The 16,662-nt window shown below is 32.8% G+C and carries 20 protein-coding genes and 1 pseudogene; 4 read left to right on the plus strand and 17 right to left on the minus strand.

Going from position 1 to position 16,662, the window contains the following annotated elements; all coding sequences use genetic code 11:
• The first annotated feature begins 63 nt into the window (after positions 1 to 63).
• Both AC5LXV_RS00650 and ftnA read left to right on the plus strand, forming a co-directional pair.
• Positions 64 to 828 carry a tyrosine-protein phosphatase gene (locus AC5LXV_RS00650; RefSeq protein WP_493467093.1) on the plus strand — a complete coding sequence of 255 codons (765 nt, stop codon included), beginning with the start codon at positions 64 to 66 and terminating at the stop codon, positions 826 to 828.
• Between the two features lie 102 nt (positions 829 to 930).
• The gene (gene ftnA, locus AC5LXV_RS00655; RefSeq protein ID WP_034884515.1) at positions 931 to 1,452 is read left to right on the plus strand and encodes a non-heme ferritin; all 522 of its coding nucleotides are present in this window, start codon (positions 931 to 933) and stop codon (positions 1,450 to 1,452) included.
• A gap of 48 nt (positions 1,453 to 1,500) precedes the next feature.
• Here the strand turns inward: ftnA and AC5LXV_RS00660 are convergent, their stop codons facing one another.
• Positions 1,501 to 2,118: a 4'-phosphopantetheinyl transferase family protein gene (locus AC5LXV_RS00660; protein ID WP_493467094.1), complete on the minus strand. Its 618-nt coding sequence runs from the start codon at positions 2,116 to 2,118 to the stop codon at positions 1,501 to 1,503.
• 97 nt (positions 2,119 to 2,215) lie between these two features.
• On the opposite strand from AC5LXV_RS00660, the gene metC reads away from it, so the two are divergent.
• Positions 2,216 to 3,433: a cystathionine beta-lyase gene (metC, locus tag AC5LXV_RS00665; protein WP_493467095.1), complete on the plus strand. Its 1,218-nt coding sequence runs from the start codon at positions 2,216 to 2,218 to the stop codon at positions 3,431 to 3,433.
• Positions 3,434 to 3,444: 11 nt separating this feature from the next.
• A complete protein-coding gene (gene tilS, locus AC5LXV_RS00670; RefSeq protein WP_493467096.1) occupies positions 3,445 to 4,758 on the plus strand; it encodes a tRNA lysidine(34) synthetase TilS in 1,314 nt (437 codons plus the stop codon).
• Between the two features lie 661 nt (positions 4,759 to 5,419).
• On the opposite strand, the gene AC5LXV_RS00675 is transcribed toward tilS, so the two are convergent.
• The 16 genes and pseudogenes from AC5LXV_RS00675 to AC5LXV_RS00750 all read right to left on the minus strand — a co-directional run bounded on the left by AC5LXV_RS00675 (position 5,420) and on the right by AC5LXV_RS00750 (position 16,651).
• Positions 5,420 to 5,821, minus strand: a complete 402-nt coding sequence (locus AC5LXV_RS00675; RefSeq protein ID WP_493467097.1) for a hypothetical protein — start codon at positions 5,819 to 5,821, stop codon at positions 5,420 to 5,422.
• On the minus strand, positions 5,788 to 6,048 hold the full coding sequence (locus AC5LXV_RS00680; protein ID WP_493467098.1) for a hypothetical protein: 261 nt from the start codon (positions 6,046 to 6,048) through the stop codon (positions 5,788 to 5,790). The genes AC5LXV_RS00675 and AC5LXV_RS00680 overlap by 34 nt, the downstream gene beginning before the upstream one ends.
• A gap of 203 nt (positions 6,049 to 6,251) precedes the next feature.
• Positions 6,252 to 6,881 carry a hypothetical protein gene (locus AC5LXV_RS00685; RefSeq protein ID WP_493467099.1) on the minus strand — a complete coding sequence of 210 codons (630 nt, stop codon included), beginning with the start codon at positions 6,879 to 6,881 and terminating at the stop codon, positions 6,252 to 6,254.
• Positions 6,882 to 7,173: 292 nt separating this feature from the next.
• Positions 7,174 to 7,803 carry a hypothetical protein gene (locus tag AC5LXV_RS00690; RefSeq protein ID WP_493467100.1) on the minus strand — a complete coding sequence of 210 codons (630 nt, stop codon included), beginning with the start codon at positions 7,801 to 7,803 and terminating at the stop codon, positions 7,174 to 7,176.
• 247 nt (positions 7,804 to 8,050) lie between these two features.
• On the minus strand, positions 8,051 to 8,680 hold the full coding sequence (locus AC5LXV_RS00695; RefSeq protein WP_493467101.1) for a hypothetical protein: 630 nt from the start codon (positions 8,678 to 8,680) through the stop codon (positions 8,051 to 8,053).
• Positions 8,681 to 8,791: 111 nt separating this feature from the next.
• On the minus strand, positions 8,792 to 9,262 hold the full coding sequence (locus AC5LXV_RS00700; RefSeq protein ID WP_493467102.1) for a hypothetical protein: 471 nt from the start codon (positions 9,260 to 9,262) through the stop codon (positions 8,792 to 8,794).
• Positions 9,263 to 9,917: 655 nt separating this feature from the next.
• Positions 9,918 to 10,892, minus strand: a complete 975-nt coding sequence (locus AC5LXV_RS00705; RefSeq protein WP_493467103.1) for a hypothetical protein — start codon at positions 10,890 to 10,892, stop codon at positions 9,918 to 9,920.
• A 232-nt stretch (positions 10,893 to 11,124) separates the two neighbouring features.
• Positions 11,125 to 11,556, minus strand: coding sequence for a hypothetical protein (locus AC5LXV_RS00710; RefSeq protein ID WP_493453205.1), 432 nt, complete (start codon positions 11,554 to 11,556; stop codon positions 11,125 to 11,127).
• Positions 11,557 to 11,610: 54 nt separating this feature from the next.
• Complete coding sequence (locus AC5LXV_RS00715; RefSeq protein WP_493467104.1) at positions 11,611 to 13,464, minus strand: hypothetical protein; 1,854 nt, start codon at positions 13,462 to 13,464, stop codon at positions 11,611 to 11,613.
• A gap of 14 nt (positions 13,465 to 13,478) precedes the next feature.
• Complete coding sequence (locus AC5LXV_RS00720; RefSeq protein WP_493467105.1) at positions 13,479 to 13,832, minus strand: hypothetical protein; 354 nt, start codon at positions 13,830 to 13,832, stop codon at positions 13,479 to 13,481.
• 132 nt (positions 13,833 to 13,964) lie between these two features.
• Positions 13,965 to 14,459 carry an immunity 26/phosphotriesterase HocA family protein gene (locus AC5LXV_RS00725; protein ID WP_493467106.1) on the minus strand — a complete coding sequence of 165 codons (495 nt, stop codon included), beginning with the start codon at positions 14,457 to 14,459 and terminating at the stop codon, positions 13,965 to 13,967.
• Positions 14,460 to 14,540: 81 nt separating this feature from the next.
• Complete coding sequence (locus AC5LXV_RS00730) at positions 14,541 to 15,032, minus strand: immunity 26/phosphotriesterase HocA family protein (RefSeq protein ID WP_493467107.1); 492 nt, start codon at positions 15,030 to 15,032, stop codon at positions 14,541 to 14,543.
• An 81-nt stretch (positions 15,033 to 15,113) separates the two neighbouring features.
• A complete protein-coding gene (locus AC5LXV_RS00735; RefSeq protein ID WP_493467108.1) occupies positions 15,114 to 15,608 on the minus strand; it encodes an immunity 26/phosphotriesterase HocA family protein in 495 nt (164 codons plus the stop codon).
• A complete protein-coding gene (locus tag AC5LXV_RS00740) occupies positions 15,608 to 15,823 on the minus strand; it encodes a hypothetical protein (RefSeq protein ID WP_110432370.1) in 216 nt (71 codons plus the stop codon). The genes AC5LXV_RS00735 and AC5LXV_RS00740 overlap by 1 nt, the downstream gene beginning before the upstream one ends.
• 158 nt (positions 15,824 to 15,981) lie before the next feature.
• Positions 15,982 to 16,221: pseudogene (locus tag AC5LXV_RS00745) on the minus strand (hypothetical protein); the annotation flags it as partial.
• The gene (locus AC5LXV_RS00750; RefSeq protein WP_493467109.1) at positions 16,214 to 16,651 is read right to left on the minus strand and encodes a tetratricopeptide repeat protein; all 438 of its coding nucleotides are present in this window, start codon (positions 16,649 to 16,651) and stop codon (positions 16,214 to 16,216) included. The pseudogene AC5LXV_RS00745 and the gene AC5LXV_RS00750, both read right to left, overlap by 8 nt.
• Positions 16,652 to 16,662 lie beyond the last annotated feature (11 nt).

Here is a 16,662-nt window from a genome sequence, read left to right on the forward strand (position 1 = left end):
ATCAATTCTAATCAGAAACATGTTAAGATAGCAAGCAAAGTTAAGCGTAAATAAGGACCTATAATGACATCAGTTGTACCAATCCCAAATGGCATCAATTTTCGTGACTTAGGTGGCATTAAGACCAGTGATGGTCGCCAAATTCGAACAGGAATGTTGTATCGTTCAGGTGAATTTTCACGTCTTAATGATAGTGAAAAAAACTTTTTATCTGATGAGCTTAATTTGCATTATGTATTAGATTATCGTGATCAACATGAAATTGATCGTCATCCCGATAATCTTTGGAATAACAGTCAATATATTAATGTGCCAGCAAACCCATTAAGTGATGAAATTACAGCAAGCCTAACCAGTGATGATATTTTCGTTATGAAAAAATATTCACCGTTTGATTTTATGATTAAACTTTATCAATTATTACCTTTTAATAATCTTGCTTATAAAAAGTTAACATCACTACTACTTAGTGCTAATGGAAAACCCTTAGTGCAACATTGTGCAGTAGGTAAAGATAGAACTGGTGTTGGCGTAGCTTTAACCCTATTTGCATTGGGGGTAAGTGAAGACATAGTTATGCAAGATTACTTACTTACCGAGCGCCATTTAAATGATTATCGTCAAGCCATACTCAGCCAAAATGAAAGTAAATTATCGGCTGAAGAGTTTGAGAAACAGAAAATCATTTTTGCGGCTAAACAAGAGTTTTTAACCGCAGCTCTTGATGAAATCAAAAAACGCTATACCACCATCGACGATTGGTTAACTAAAGAGTATCAATTGGATGATAAAAACAGGAAAATTCTTCAAGATATTTATCTGATATAAATAACCTAAGGGGATGGGTCATCTCCATGCTCTTATTATAATCAGATTATCTTTAAAGACAGAGAAGTGAAAACAATAAAATAACAATGTGAGGCAAATAAAATGTTAACCAACCAAATGGTCAAAAAACTTAATGACCAATTAAATCTAGAATTCTACTCTTCTAACCTTTACCTACAAATGAGCGCATGGTGTGATGATCAAAATTTTCCATCTTTCGGAAAATTTTTAAGAGATCATGCTGGAGAAGAGCGGCAACATATGGAACGCTTATTTGATTATGTGTTAGATTGCGGTTCGTTAGCGCTTATTGGCAAAATTGCAGCGCCAGAATCAGAATATAAATCACTACTTGATGTGTTTAAAGCGGCATATCAACATGAACTTAAAATTACCAAAGAAATTAATGAACTTGTTGACTATGCTTTAACCCAAAAAGATTTTTCAACCTTCAACTTTTTACAATGGTATGTAGCTGAACAACATGAGGAAGAAAAACTTTTCAAAAGCATTGTTGATAAACTCGAATTAGTGGGTGAAAACAAACGTGATTTATTCTTTATGGATAAAGACTTCAATAAAACGTTAAGTGAATCAGGCCTAACGACCTCAAGCGAAGAGTAAATTGATGATATTAATCTGCTACCACATTAGTAGCAGATTATTAATAGATTAAGTTTGCAGGATAAATTTTTTGATTGGTTTATTCTGATTAACGGCAAGATGAACCGATGCCACTTGCTGATATTGATAATAAAAATCCTGTCCAAATGGCGCAGTAATCAACTGGTTTGCGACATCAACTTTTACCGATTTCATTTGCCAAACGCCTTTGGCATATAATTTAAGAGCTGACTCTTTTAATGTCCAAAGTTGCCAAAACGCGGTTAAAGTATCACGTTGTTTTAACATCCATTGATATTCATCATTAGCAAAAATACTTTCAGCGACATTCAAATAATTTTTACGAGGCCTAGCAACTTCAATATCAAGGCCGACTTGACCATTTAGCGATATTGCAACCGCCATCCAATCTTGGCTATGACTAATATTAAAATCAGGAAAATGGTTATCTAAAAAGCGAGGTCGGCCATTATCGCCAACTATCATGCTCGGTAAAGTATCAATTTGACAATACTGTTTAAGCAAACTCGCTAACATTGAACGGCAAACTAAAAACTGTTTTTTACGTGTACCCTTTAATAATTCAGCATCATCAATGACCTGTGGTGATAATAGCGAATAGTTGACTTCAATCGTATCTAAATGGGCAAGTTGGACAATTAACATGTTGTGTAAGTCAGTTTAAACAAAAATTATTTTTTACTATTTTAACAGCATGCTATGCTAACTGTTATCGAAATTATTAGATCACTAAGGATACATCATGTCATTACAAACAAAATTAGTTCATGCTGGTCGAAAAAAACGCTATACCCAAAGTGCAGTTAACTCAGTTATTCAGCGAGCATCATCGCTGGTTTTTGATTCAATTGAGGCCAAAAAAGAAGCGATGGAAAATCGCACTAAAGGAGCACTATTTTACGGTCGTCGCGGCACATTAACTCATTTTGCCCTGCAAGATGCCATGGTGGAAATTGAAGGTGGTGCTGGTTGCTATCTCTATCCTTGCGGTGCGGCAGCCATTGCAAATGCCATTTTAGCTTTTGTAAAAACTGGTGATCATATTCTGGTTTCAGAAGCCAGTTACGAGCCAACACAGGAATTCTGTGAACATATACTCAAAGATTTTGGTGTAGAAACCGATTATTTTTCTCCGTTAATTGGTCGTTATATCACGAATCATATTAAACCAAATACCAAAGTGGTATTTCTTGAATCACCAAGCTCAATCACGATGGAACTGCATGATGTACCCGCAATTGTTAAAGCGATTCGCAAGGTAAATCCGGAAATTGTCATTATGATGGACAACACTTGGAGTGCTGGCGTTTTATTCAAAGCATTAGATCACGATGTTGATATCTCCATTCAAGCAGGTACTAAGTACTTAATCGGCCACTCCGATGCCATGTTAGGAACTGCTGTTGCTAATCAACGTTGTTGGGATCAATTACGTGAACGTTCTTATCTAATGGGACAAATGTGTGATGCCGATACCGCTTATATGGCAGCACGAGGATTGCGAACCTTAGCGGTTAGATTAAAACAACATCACGAAAGTAGCTTAAAAGTGGCAAACTGGTTAGCTAATCATCCTAAAGTGGCAACTGTTAATCATCCGGCTTTGGCAAGTTGTAAGGGACATGAGTTTTTTAAACGTGATTTTAGTGGTGCTAGTGGTCTATTCTCGTTTGTACTTAAAGATCATTTAAGCGATGTGCAACTATCTGATTTCTTGGATAATATGACTCACTTTTCTATGGCGTATTCATGGGGTGGATTTGAATCATTAATTTTAGCCAACCAACCTGAAGATCTAGCAAAAATACGTCCGGTATCGGGCATTGATTTCACTGGTACATTAATTCGATTACATATTGGTCTTGAAGATCCTGATGATTTAATCGCCGATCTTTCTGCTGGCTTAGATAGAATTAAATTACATAAAAACAAAGTTAATGCATTACAAAGTTTAGTATAAATGGATAACCGATGAGTCATCAAAATCAAGCTAAGACTAAAAGTATTATTGAACAAACAATTTTACAACATCTAAACGGTCGACAATCGCTACTGGTTGCTTTTAGTGGTGGTGTCGATTCGACTGTTTTACTGCAAGCATTAGTCAACTTGAGACAAAAGTCACAAAATTTACAACTTAGAGCCATTTATATTCACCATGGTTTAAGCAAAAACGCTGATAGTTGGGCGGAACATTGCCTGCAACAATGCAATGTTTGGCAAATTCCTTTGATTATTGAAAAAGTCAAACTTGATAGAGCGGCGGGCAATATTGAAGAACAAGCAAGAGAAGCTCGCTACCAAGCTATTTATCGACATTTAAAAAGTGATGAGTTGTTATGTACAGCTCAGCACCTTGACGATCAATGTGAAACTTTCTTTCTGGCATTGAAGCGTGGTAGTGGCCCAACAGGGTTATCCGCTATGCCTTTTGAAAATGGCCAACATCTTCGGCCACTACTCACGATATCTCGTCAAGAGATTGAACAGTATGCCAATCAACACCAATTAACTTGGATAGAAGATGAAAGTAATCAAGATGACCATTACGATCGTAATTTTTTACGTTTAAAGGTACTACCAACACTTAATCAGCGTTGGCCACATTTCTCGCAAATGGTGGCACGTAGTGCCGAGTTATGTCAACAGCAAGAAGCATTAATCCATGAGCTTTTATCGTCAGAGTTTAAGCAAATTATTGGCAATGCCAAACAACTTAATATCCAACCACTACGTGATTATTCAGATTATAAACGTAATGCAATATTGCGGATGTGGTTTAAAGAACAACATATCGGCATGCCAAGTCAAAAGCAACTCTCACTAATTTGGCAAACCGTTATTCAAGCGAAAGAAGATGCTAATCCACAATTTATTTTGCATAATCGACAGATTCGCCGCTATCAAAACCAACTTTATTTATTGCCTCTATATCAAGATATTGAACAGCAAATCTTGCCTTGGGATCTAAATACTTCGCTAAGCTTGCCGGATAATTTAGGCATATTACAGTCCAATTATCAAACCAAGTTAACTTGTCGTTTACCACAAAAAGAGGAAAACGTTTCGGTGCGTTTTCATGCCCAAGGTCAATTTCAAATTGTGCAGCGCAAAGGATCACGATCGATAAAAAAATTGTGGCAAGAACACCATATTCCCCCTTGGCAGCGTACTCGTATTCCATTAATTTACTATAATGAACAATTGATTAGTGCTGTCGGGGTATTTGTTACTGAACAAGGTAAGGGCTCACAAATTAGCTTTAATCTAAAACAAATTGTGTAAATAAAAGGGAATTTAACAATTAAACAATAAAAAGACGGAAAAAGTTAATTTGTTACTCGGCTATTTTATTTATATGGCAACCATAATTCAGTCAGGCAATTTACTAGGTGCCTAAACTAATTGTTTCCATTGTATAGCATTATTACTTAAGATCCCCTTTATATGATTTTCAAAACACCCCTTATCATCTTTATAGGATAGCTTAAGTTTCAATGCCTGTTTTATCTTAGTAAATAATTCGTCAAATGAATCATCATAATCGTAGTGGTAACCATTGGATAATGGCCGTTTCAGTTTTCCTTTTTAAAGATGCATTTTAATCATATTAATTAGTTCGTAAAGATCCTTTTTCAAATCTTGATTTTTATAAAATAGTAATTTTTTTCTAAATAACTGATAAACTCATTACTAGGATTATTACTTAATAATAAACTAGTTGTATCAAATATCTCATATTTACCAACTAACTCATCGTCTTAAATTCTTCAATGTACCGACTGCTTTATCAAAGCAAAACGTTGATAAATATCGGTATGCATCTTAATTTCATCAGTCATAAGGAGATCTAATTGGCTTTATTGGAATATGAACATCAGCAGCATGATTTGAATTTGATTCCTTATTAGATAATATCGTTTTTTCTGTCATTTTCCCGATAAAATTAATTACTTGGATATATCTGAACAAGACCTTCCGGTGTATTTTCAGTGATTTTTAGCGTTGGTTCAGTTTCTATATTATAATAGTGTTCAATATATGTACTCAACCACAGACGTTCTTCTATGTTCGTGATAACATTATCTTTGTAAAGATATCTCCTTGCTGAAAAGTTATTATCATCTGAGTAAGTATAAGAATCAGTTATTATACCGCCATCTAATTTCACTAAAATAACATGATTTAGATTGGCATCATCTTTACTCTCAAAAGCGCTGCCAAATATCAAACCAATTATCTCATTGTTTTTTATAACATAAAATTCTCTTGATACAATCCATTCTCTTCTCCAAACTGAGAATTCATTGTATATTACCATTCCAATAATATTATTATTAATATCCATAAAATATTTATGTCTATTAACTGCTGGAGAGCAGTCCTTTTTTTAAGCATCCTTCCAGGTTTATACCCCAATAATTCACAGTTATATGGTTCTAAAGAGTAAGCTGGTAATACTCCCATTCCCCATGATTGGCTAACAGCATTATCGCTCAACCAAATTTTCAACTCTGGATATTTGCTTTTGTATTCATTAAATATCTCTATTAGATAATCTTTTACGTTTTTCATTCTCTATTCCTTATTTTTTATTCACTGTGCTTAAGCTGGTCTGAACTGCTCGCCCTATGGATCAGTGATGATAAAGCTTATGAGATTAAATAGGTAGTGAATAAAATCCATAACACATTGGCTGAGGCAGACATTGCGTCATGATAGCAGCAAATAAAACCGGAAGGAGCAAAAGGTGATCTTTCGGTTTCTTTCAGATAAAATTAATTACTTGGATATATCTGAACAAGACCTTCCGGTGTATTTTCAGTGATTTTTAGCGTTGGTTCAGTTTCTATATTATAATAGTGTTCAATATATGTACTCAACCACAGACGTTCTTCTATGTTCGTGATAACATTATCCTTGTAAAGATATCTCCTTGCTGCAAACCTATTATCATATGAGTAAAAATAAGAATCAGTTATTATACCGTCATCTAATTTCACTAAAATCACATGATTTAGATTGGCATTATCTTTATTCTCAAATGCGCTTCCAAATATCAAACCAATTACCTCATTGTCTTTTCTAAAGTAAAATTTCCTGTATACAATCCATTCTTTATGCACATCTACGAATTCAGCGTATCTTACCTCTCCAATAATATTATTATTAATATCCATAAAATATCTTTGTCTACGAACTGCTGGAGAGCAGTCCTTTTTTTTAAGCATCCTTCCAGGTTTATACCCCAATAATTCACAGTTATATGGTTCTAAAGAGTAAGCTGGCATTACTCCCATTCCCCATGATTGGCTGACAGCATTATCGCTTAACCAAATTTTCAATTCTGGATATTTGCTTTTGTATTCATTAAATATGTCAATTAGATAATCTTTTATGTTTTTCATTCTCTATTCCTTATTTTTCATTCACTATGCCTTGGGGAATTTCATTCCATTTTCCATTTTCTTTCCTATTAATGTGCCAATATCCAACTTTCCCATTTTGTTTTTTAACCAACGGTCAAGCGCTTCAGTTAGTCTGAACTGCGTGCCTATGGGGCAGTGATGATAAAGCTTATGAGATTAAATAGGCAGTCAACAAAATTCATAAAGCATTGGCTGAGGCAGACATTGCGTCATGATAGCAGCAAATAAAACCGGAAGGAGCAAAAGGTGATCTTCCGATTTTTATATAAAATCAATTACTTGGATATATCTGAATAAGACCTTTCGGCGTGTTTTCAGTGATTTTTAGCGTTGGTTCAGTTTCTATATTATAATAGCGTTCAATATATGTACTCAACCACATACGTTGTTCTATGTTCGTGATAACATTATCTTTGTAAAGATATTTCTTTGCTGCAAACCTATTATCATATGAGTAAGAATAAGAATCAGTTATTATACCGTCATCTAATTTCACTAAAATCACATGATTTAGATTGGCATCATCTTTACTTTCAAGAGTAGCTCCAAATATTAATCCAATTATCTCATTGTCTTGTCTAAAGTAAAATTTCCTGTATACAAGCCATTCTTTTTTCAAATTTGAGAATTTAGCGTAGCTTATCTCTCCGAAAATATTATTATTAATATCCATAAAATATTTATGTCTATTAACTGCTGGAGAGCAGTCCTTTTTTTTAAGCATCCTTCCAGGTTTATACCCCAATAATTCACTACGATATGGTTCTAAAGAGTAAGCTGACAATACTCCCATCCCCCATGATTGGCTGACAGCATTATCGCTTAACCAAATTTTCAATTCTGGATATTTGCTTTTGTATTCATTAAATATGTCTATTAGATAATCTTTCATGTTTTTCATTCTCTATTCCTTATTTTTCATTCACTATGCCTTGGGGAATTTCATTCCATTTTCCTTCCTAACCAATGATTATGTGCTTAAGCTGGTCTGAACTGCGTGCCTATGGGTCAGTGATGATAAAGCTTATGAGATTAAATAGGCAGTCAACAAAATTCATAAAGCATTGGCTGAGGCAGACATTGCGTCATGATAGCAGCAAATAAAACCGGAAGGAGCAAAAGGCGATCTTCCGGTTTTTTAGATAAAATCAATTACTTGGATATATCTGAATAAGACCTTTCGGCGTGTTTTCAGTGATTTTTAGCGTTGGTTCAGTTTCTATATTATAATAGCGTTCAATATATGTACTCAACCACATACGTTGTTCTATGTTCGTGATAACATTATCTTTGTAAAGATATTTCTTTGCTGCAAACCTATTATCATATGAGTAAGAATAAGAATCAGTTATTATACCGTCATCTAATTTCACTAAAATCACATGATTTAGATTGGCATCATCTTTACTTTCAAGAGTAGCTCCAAATATTAATCCAATTATCTCATTGTCTTGTCTAAAGTAAAATTTCCTGTATACAAGCCATTCTTTTTTCAAATTTGAGAATTTAGCGTAGCTTATCTCTCCGATAATATTATTATTAATATCCATAAAATATTTATGTCTATTAGCTGCTGGAGAGCAGTCCTTTTTTTTAAGCATCCTTCCAGGTTTATACCCCAATAATTCACAGTTATATGGTTCTAAAGAGTAAGCTGACAATACTCCCATCCCCCATGATTGGCTGACAGTATTATCGCTTAACCAAATTTTCAACTCTGGATATTTGCTTTTGTATTCATTAAATATGTCAATTAGATAATCTTTCATGTTTTTCATTCTCTATTCCTTATTTTTTATTCACTATACCTTAGGGAATTTCATTTTCCATTCTCTTTCCTATTTGATAGCAGATAAAAAAATAATCAGAAGAGATCTTTCCGGCTTTATTTAGATGTCTTTTAAATTAATAACCCGCTGCCACCATTGTTTATTTTCGATATGACTTGTTACAATGTTCTTGCCCCATTTTTTATATTTTTTTAGGAAAAATACCATATCCACATCAGACTTTTCTATCACATCATGAGATTCATTAATCCCCAAACAAAAGAAAATATTTATTGAGTCAAATAAATGGAGAACTTTTAAAAACTCTTCATAGAGTAAATCTCCATCAGAGTAAATTAATCTGCTCATATAGTCATAAGTAATTTCAACAATATTACTGTACTTAGAGGTAACCACACTATTGATAAAATCGTTAACTATATTTTTACATATTAACTTATTGTATTCTGATGAATAATATATTTCGCAAGCTACCACTTCAATATCATGCGGCTGTCTATACCCCTTTTTTATTAACTGAATAATATGATTCACTTTATTTGTCACTTTATTTGTCACTTTATTTGTCATTTAATTTCTCTCACTAATTAGACACTGAAAAACCAGGCAATTTTCTCTGGTTTTCCCTAGTTTCAGGGAAGTGAGTTAATTTAGTTGGTTTTTACCTGTTTAGTTTGACACTGTAAACAAATCCAGAGGAGCTTACCTAGGTTAATGAATTTAGGTGGCTTGTATGGTAAATAGTCCACAGTTAGGAGCATAATAACGCAACATGTTGAAATATAAAAATGTAAACTCTTGACAACGGCCACCTCAATCATGGTGAGGCGATTGGTAAGTGTGCTCACCCAATGCATACACTTCTTCAACAAAGGAACTCCATTTTTAGCTTAGTTTTCATGAGGTAGTTAAATACTTATAGAAGCAAATAAGCGCATTATCTTTTACTTTTTCATTCTATATTAAAATTAGTGGCTTATTCTATTATTTGTTGGTTATATTCAATTTTATGCGTTGCACCGTAGGGAGGTCCGGATTCAATAGTATATCCTTTCGTATATTTCAATGCCTATGGTGAGTATTGTTTTGACTCGTAACTATTGGAAGTCAACAGAACCGAATTCGCTTTAATTCTATAACCGCTGTATTTACAAATTGAATATGGTTTTTCCCAATTATATGTATTAGGCTTTCTATGGTTTCGAAAACTATTTTTTGATTTTAATTAATCTCTATCTATTATGTACTTTTTACTGGTGTCAATTTCAAGATTTTTATAACGTTCCTCTTCTTCAAAATTAGCAATTCTATGGGATGGAACATGACCATATGTAACTTCAATTATATTTCCTTCTTTATCAAGGTGAACAATTTTACTATTACCAACACTGGGAGTATAAAAGATCTCCGTTTTGTCACCTTGCTCATTAAATAATGTGGTTTCAGAAAAATATTCATTTCCTTTGGGATAGGATTTTCTTATACTTATCGGTTTATTATTTTGGTTTTTAGTTACCGATATTAATGGCTGATCCTTTTCACCCTCTTCGTCATATTCCACATTTAAAGATTGCAATATGGTTTTCTTATCAATAGCATACTTAAAATATCGTAAATAATGGAGCTTAGCACTGTGTGGCCAGTATTCATATTCCCATTTGCTGATGGAAAGTAAGGGTTTTTTTTCAATCGCTACAATTTTATCCATCTCTTTTGTTACTTTTATATAATTAGGTAAGGTAATCGCGTTTTCAATGGTAATAGGTTGCAATTGTAAATCGTCATTTAAAATAAAAAAATGTGAACCATTTCCCAATTCTTTTAAACTGGCTTGTTGTTGATTATTAAGTAAAATATATTCGGGTTTACGTTCATAACTCCAACGTATTTTAAATTGATAATTGTCACCGACTTCATTAATTTTAAGTCTTGTACTGAACGGATTATTAACCCGATAAGGTGCATTTTCTGCCTGTTCAAGAGTAATTGGTGAAAAATCAGGATAATTATTAGGAATTCGGTAATGATTGAAAATAGTTTTGGTGGAACCATAATAGGGAACATGAGGTTTAATACCCATGATGCGAATTTCAATACATTTAGCAACATCAAATGGATTAATTAAACCTGTCATCATAGCTCCTAATAAATATATTAACAATGTCATCACCATTAAGGTTAATGTCACTTTTTTTTTCATTGTTATCATCCTTATCTATTATTTTTTAGTAAATTTCTCAGCACTATCTTTAACACATTTCATTCTTTTATAAATCTTATCCGCTTGTTTTCTGATTTCTTCATCATTTTCTATTTGGAGTATAATTGCTCCATCAGTTGGAACATAACGATACTTGTCTTTGTGAATGAAAGCAGATGAAAAGAATTTAGTAAAATGAGGATTATACAAAATATATTTATCTACAAAATACTCAAACAGATAAGATCATTTTTTCTTCTTCTTTGATTATAACGCTACCGACTTCATTTGAAATATCTTCATTTTCCTTATCATCCATATCTCGAAAATAAACGCAATCACTATTCAGGCATCCAAATACAGTAAAAGAGTTTGAAAAGGTTACTGGCTCTTGAGGATACCAGCCATAACTTTCAATAAACAGTTCACTACCGTCCATTTTGCTTAAATCGTTGATAATTTCGATCCAGTAATGACCTGATGGTGATTTAGTATCCACTTCAACACGACCGCCAAGTATTAAAATCGGTAGTCGACATATCCTGATTCGGGTTAATTCTTTAACACCAGTTACTATTTTTTGTTCATAACTGGCCCCTTTAGATACGGTTAGAGCTATACTTTCTTGCCAATTATCAGACTGTTTAACGGATTGAGTATTCATTTTTTAATATCTCTTACACATTTTACAATTTATTTATTAATTGATTTTAAAAGTCTAATTTACTTGATTTGTTTTGAATTTATCTAAAGATTGTTTGAATATTTGTTGAATCAATTTATCCGAATAAAGTGGTAATTCATCATAAAGTTGTGGATCATTTTCATTAGTCAAATCATCTGTAATCAATAGCGTATTCCCCGTTTTGTCTAAATGACGATTTTCAATAAGGGTATTACGATAAATAGTAATATGATTGGTTTTCTCCTCTTCCCGATTAAATCGCTCAATCACGCCATAAATATTATTATCATTAAATTTTGAAAAAACAGCGATTCGTTTGTTTTGACTATCTTTGATCGTTTGTGATACGACAAAAACACCAATATCATCATAGATTGTTTCAACGGTTATTAATGGCATGCTAGGACTTTCTAGCACCGTTAAAATCTCTTTGTGCATTTGGTTATTTTTGTTGTATTCATAAACCTGTTGCGTTTTTTGGATTCGTGTTTTTTGAAGTATTGAAGCAATTTTTCCCATTACTTTTTCGACTCGCACGTAGCTAGGCAATATAATTGCCTGTTCAATATCATCTAATGGTATTAATTGACCTTGCTTATCTAGAGTAAAAAAATAGGTGCCATTTTCTAATGGTTTAAATTGTTCGTGTGGTATTGATAACGGGACTTGTAGCCATTTTTCTCTGGAAATGGTTTGATATTGATAATTGTCACCGACTGTTACTTTGACTAAGTCAACATATTGTTCTTTGGGGTGTTGATATTCAGCTTGAGCTAATGTCATAGTTAATTGGTGAGGATAATTTTTATAACGATCTTTTCCCCATTGTGGGAAGGGGGTTGGATGATAATAAGTACTATTTGATTGTATACCTAGAAATTTGGCTCGTGTGACAGCTTCTTGGTCAGCTAAGGTATAATTGTCCTTAGATGCCATTTGTTCAATCAGTTTGCCTACATGGGATGGATGTACTCGTAAAATATCCATCGGGATAGATTGATAAATCGCAGATTGTGGTAAATATGCATCTGTTGATAAGTTTGGCTCAAAATTGCTGGTATGTATAATTTGTCCAGACTCATCTAAATATTGGCTTTCCACATTACCTAATTTATCATAAAAAATTGTATGATTAACCTTAATCCCTTCCTCATTAAAAATATCCATTAATGCATAAACGTCTTGCGTGTATAAATAAGTCATAACCACTTTATAGTTGGTTATAAAGTTATCTTCTAATAATTTTATTCTTTGTCCTGTTTGATCATATTCAATTTCATCATGAACAAGCACATTATTATTCAAATCTAGCTTTTCACTGATTTCTTGTTGTTTATTACCATTTGACCAATATGAAAATACTGTTTTGGTAATATATGTTAAGGGGCGTTTTTGCATTTTGACAACTTTCCCTTTTACAATCACTATTTTGAGATAGCAGTCTTGTTTCCAAGCTTCTTCAACTGAATTTAAATGATGGAGTTGGTATTTTTCATCAAGAGTAAAGAAATGCTCACCATCTGAATAATCGTCAAATAAGGCAATGGGAAACAATATATCAATTAGATCTCTTTCCTTCTCAACAATATGTTTATATTGATAATTATCATCTAGCTCAATAAATTGAATGATATTATTTGAATCATTGGGAGATTTTTTTTCAGCCTCAGATAATGTTAAAAATGGTTTTGTTGGAAAATTCTTATATTTACTGTAGATATCTCCAGAGTGAATATAAGTGACATGCGGTTTAATGCCTTGTATTTTTAATTGATCGATGATGATATCATCGGTTAAATTATCGTTGTTGATAGCCATTCCAAAAATTGAATAAAATAAACTTATTAGAATAAACAAGTGTATTTTTTTTAAAAATGCTATTTTCATAAGCCACCCTTAATCTAGCGATTATCATTAATTAATATTTTAGGAGGAAGTCGTGATGATAATTCTTGTAAATCAGTTAATGACTGTATACGTTTTTGATTAGCAATCTTAGAGTCTTCTTTGAGATAATAAAAATAGGCTATAAAATGATAATCCTCTTTTTTTGCAATAATCGGATCGGCTACTTTAAGCTCACCTAACAATAAAAATAGAAAGGTATGACAATTAACTTCATCAGAACCATTATTGTGCCAACTCCAAATAGCTGAGTGATCGAATTTAAACCTACTTGCAAATTTTCTGATTTGTTGGATTATCGTTTTTTTAGTTCTATTGTCTTCAGGGGGTAAATAAGGATTTGAGATCATATCTATTTCTTATTCATTAAAATATAAATATTACTCGGGATCAAAAGCATATTTAGTTAGGTTATTGTCCATTGTATTTCTTACTGCATCTCGTTCGGTTGTATGATCACGATAACTTGGTCGCATTTTTTGCTATTCAAGCTTTATATATTTTTTTAGTAGCTGCTTCACATCAAAATCACACCGAGGAGCTAATCTGGGTAATTTTTTAGCCTCGCTTTCTGATATAAGGGTTTTATTATCCCAAATATCAACCTTTTTACAATATGCTCCTTCACCGAAGGTAAAATAAACATCATCTACATCTGTTGGTATATAATCATTCTGATGTCCTATAATCCGCCAATCCCCTTCTTTTTCGGTTTTCCGATCAAATAGCGTATAACTATCTAATACTATTGGTGCAAACATTCTCTTGGATGAATCAATGTATTCGACTTCTATTTCGGGCGTTGATGATACATAGTTAAAAATCTCAGCAACACGACCAAAAAATAATTTTGAAATAATTCTGCCGAAAATATATTTTTTATCATTCAGTTTGACGCAAAATATATCACCTGATTTTATAAAACGTAACATTGTCCTAGGCTTTTTATCCCATCCCCAAAATTTAAAATTATTCATTAACAGTCCCTTTTTATTCTATTATTGTCATTCCCTTTAAACACATATCTCCTTAAATCAGTTTGAACACTTGATATTTGACTATTCATTTATATATTCTTTTAGTAGCTGCTTCACATCAAAATCACACTGAGGAGCTAATTCGGGTAATTTTTTAGCCTCGCTTTCTGATATAAGGGTTTTATTATCCCAAATATCAACCTTTTTACAATATGCTCCTTCACCGAAGGTAAAATAAACATCATCTACATTTGTAGGTATATAATCATTCTGATGTCCTATAATCCGCCAATCCGCTTCTTTTTCAAACTTCCGATCAAATAGCGTATAACTATCTAATACTATTGGTGCAAACATTCTCTTGGATGAATCAATATATTCGACCTTTATTTCGGGCGTTGATGATACATAGTTAAAAATCTCTGCAACACGACCAAAAAATAATTTTGAAATAATTCTGCCGAAAATATATTTTTTATCATTTAATTTGACGCAAAATATATCACCTGGTTTTATAAAACGTAACATTGTCCTTGGTTTTTTATCCCATCCCCAAAATTTAAAATCATTCATTAACAGTCCCTTTTTATTCTATTATTGTCATTCCCTTTAAACACATATCTCCTTAAATCAGTTTGAACACTTGATATTTGACTATTCAAGCTTTATATATTCTTTTAGTAGCTGCTTCACACCATAATTACGCATAGCAGTTAATTCAGGTAATTTTTTAGCCTCGCTTTCTGATATAAGGGTTTTATTATCCCAAATATCAACCTTTTTACAATATGCTCCTTCACCGAAGGTAAAATAGACATCATCTACATTTGTAGGTATATAATCATTCTGATGTCCTATAATCCGCCAATCCGCTTCTTTTTCAAACTTTCGATCAAATAGTGTATAACTATCTAATACTATGGGTGCAAACATTCTCTTGGATGAATCAATATATTCGACCTTTATTTCGGGCGTTGATGATACATAGTTAAAAATCTCTGCAACACGACCAACAAATACTCTTGAAATAATTCTCCCGAAAATATATTTTTTATCATTCAGTTTGACGCAAAATATATCACCTGGTTTTATAAAACGTAACATTGTCCTAGGTTTTTTATCCCATCCCCAAAATTTAAAATTATTCATTAACTGTCCCTTTTTATTCTGTTATTGTAATTATCTTTAAACACAGCTGCCTTAGAGTCAATTCGATTGTGATCAAAAAAGTTATATTTATTACCTTGGTTTATTGAAGATACCGCTTCACCTATCTTTCCCGTTCGAGTTTTATATTTTTCTATATTATGTTGTTCCACACCTCTCACTTTTCCATATGTCAAGTTTTCCTCTATAGATACCATTTCCGATCTTGGATCTAATCTTCCAGTTTTTCTATGTTCATCGACTCTTCTTTATATGTCATTAGTAATACTAATATATGTTGTTGCGCATTGGCTTCATCACTTAACCGCATTCCCTGCCAACTAAAATCGGTGCCTGTTGTGGTAAATCGCTGACTGTATTTATCGTAATGCTCCGTCGTCTTATTAATTCGTCGACCCAGCGCATCATATTGGTATCGGGTGATTGAGCGGTATTGTAAACTCTCAACCCTCGCTTCTATAAGTTGATGTTCATGGTTATAACTGAACCACTGCGTGATGTTTTCAGCCGGTCGTTGCCGTTTAATCAGTCGACCAAAACCATCATAATCGTAGTGATAACCATTGGATAATGGCCGTTCCAGTTTGTCAGTTATGTTTTATCTTTTTCTTATTTAAATAAAAGTCTAAATATTTTTTAGGTATTTCTTTAAATGGTCGAGCTTGACCTAAATTATATGCCTCACCAAAATATTTGTATGATTCGTCGTATTGACCTAATTCATAGCACACCATTCCCAGATTAATCGCTGGTCCTACATCAATATCAGATCCGCTTGTCAATAGTGATATTTCTGCCCAATTTTTAGCATTGGAAAAATCTGTCATCTGAAAATAAACTCTATATATACATGAGCAAATCCAACGAGCCATTTCCCAGTCTAACTTTGGTTCAGGAATTAATTTCCAAGCTTGATTATATTTATTTAAAGCACTAGAAAAATCTTTTTTAATACGATCTAAATTGCCACTTTCTACTATAGATATTATTTCATCCTCAAGTTTATTATCAATAAGTGTTTTCATGCTTATCCTCC

Source organism: Gilliamella sp. LMG 34359 (genome assembly GCF_984569085.1).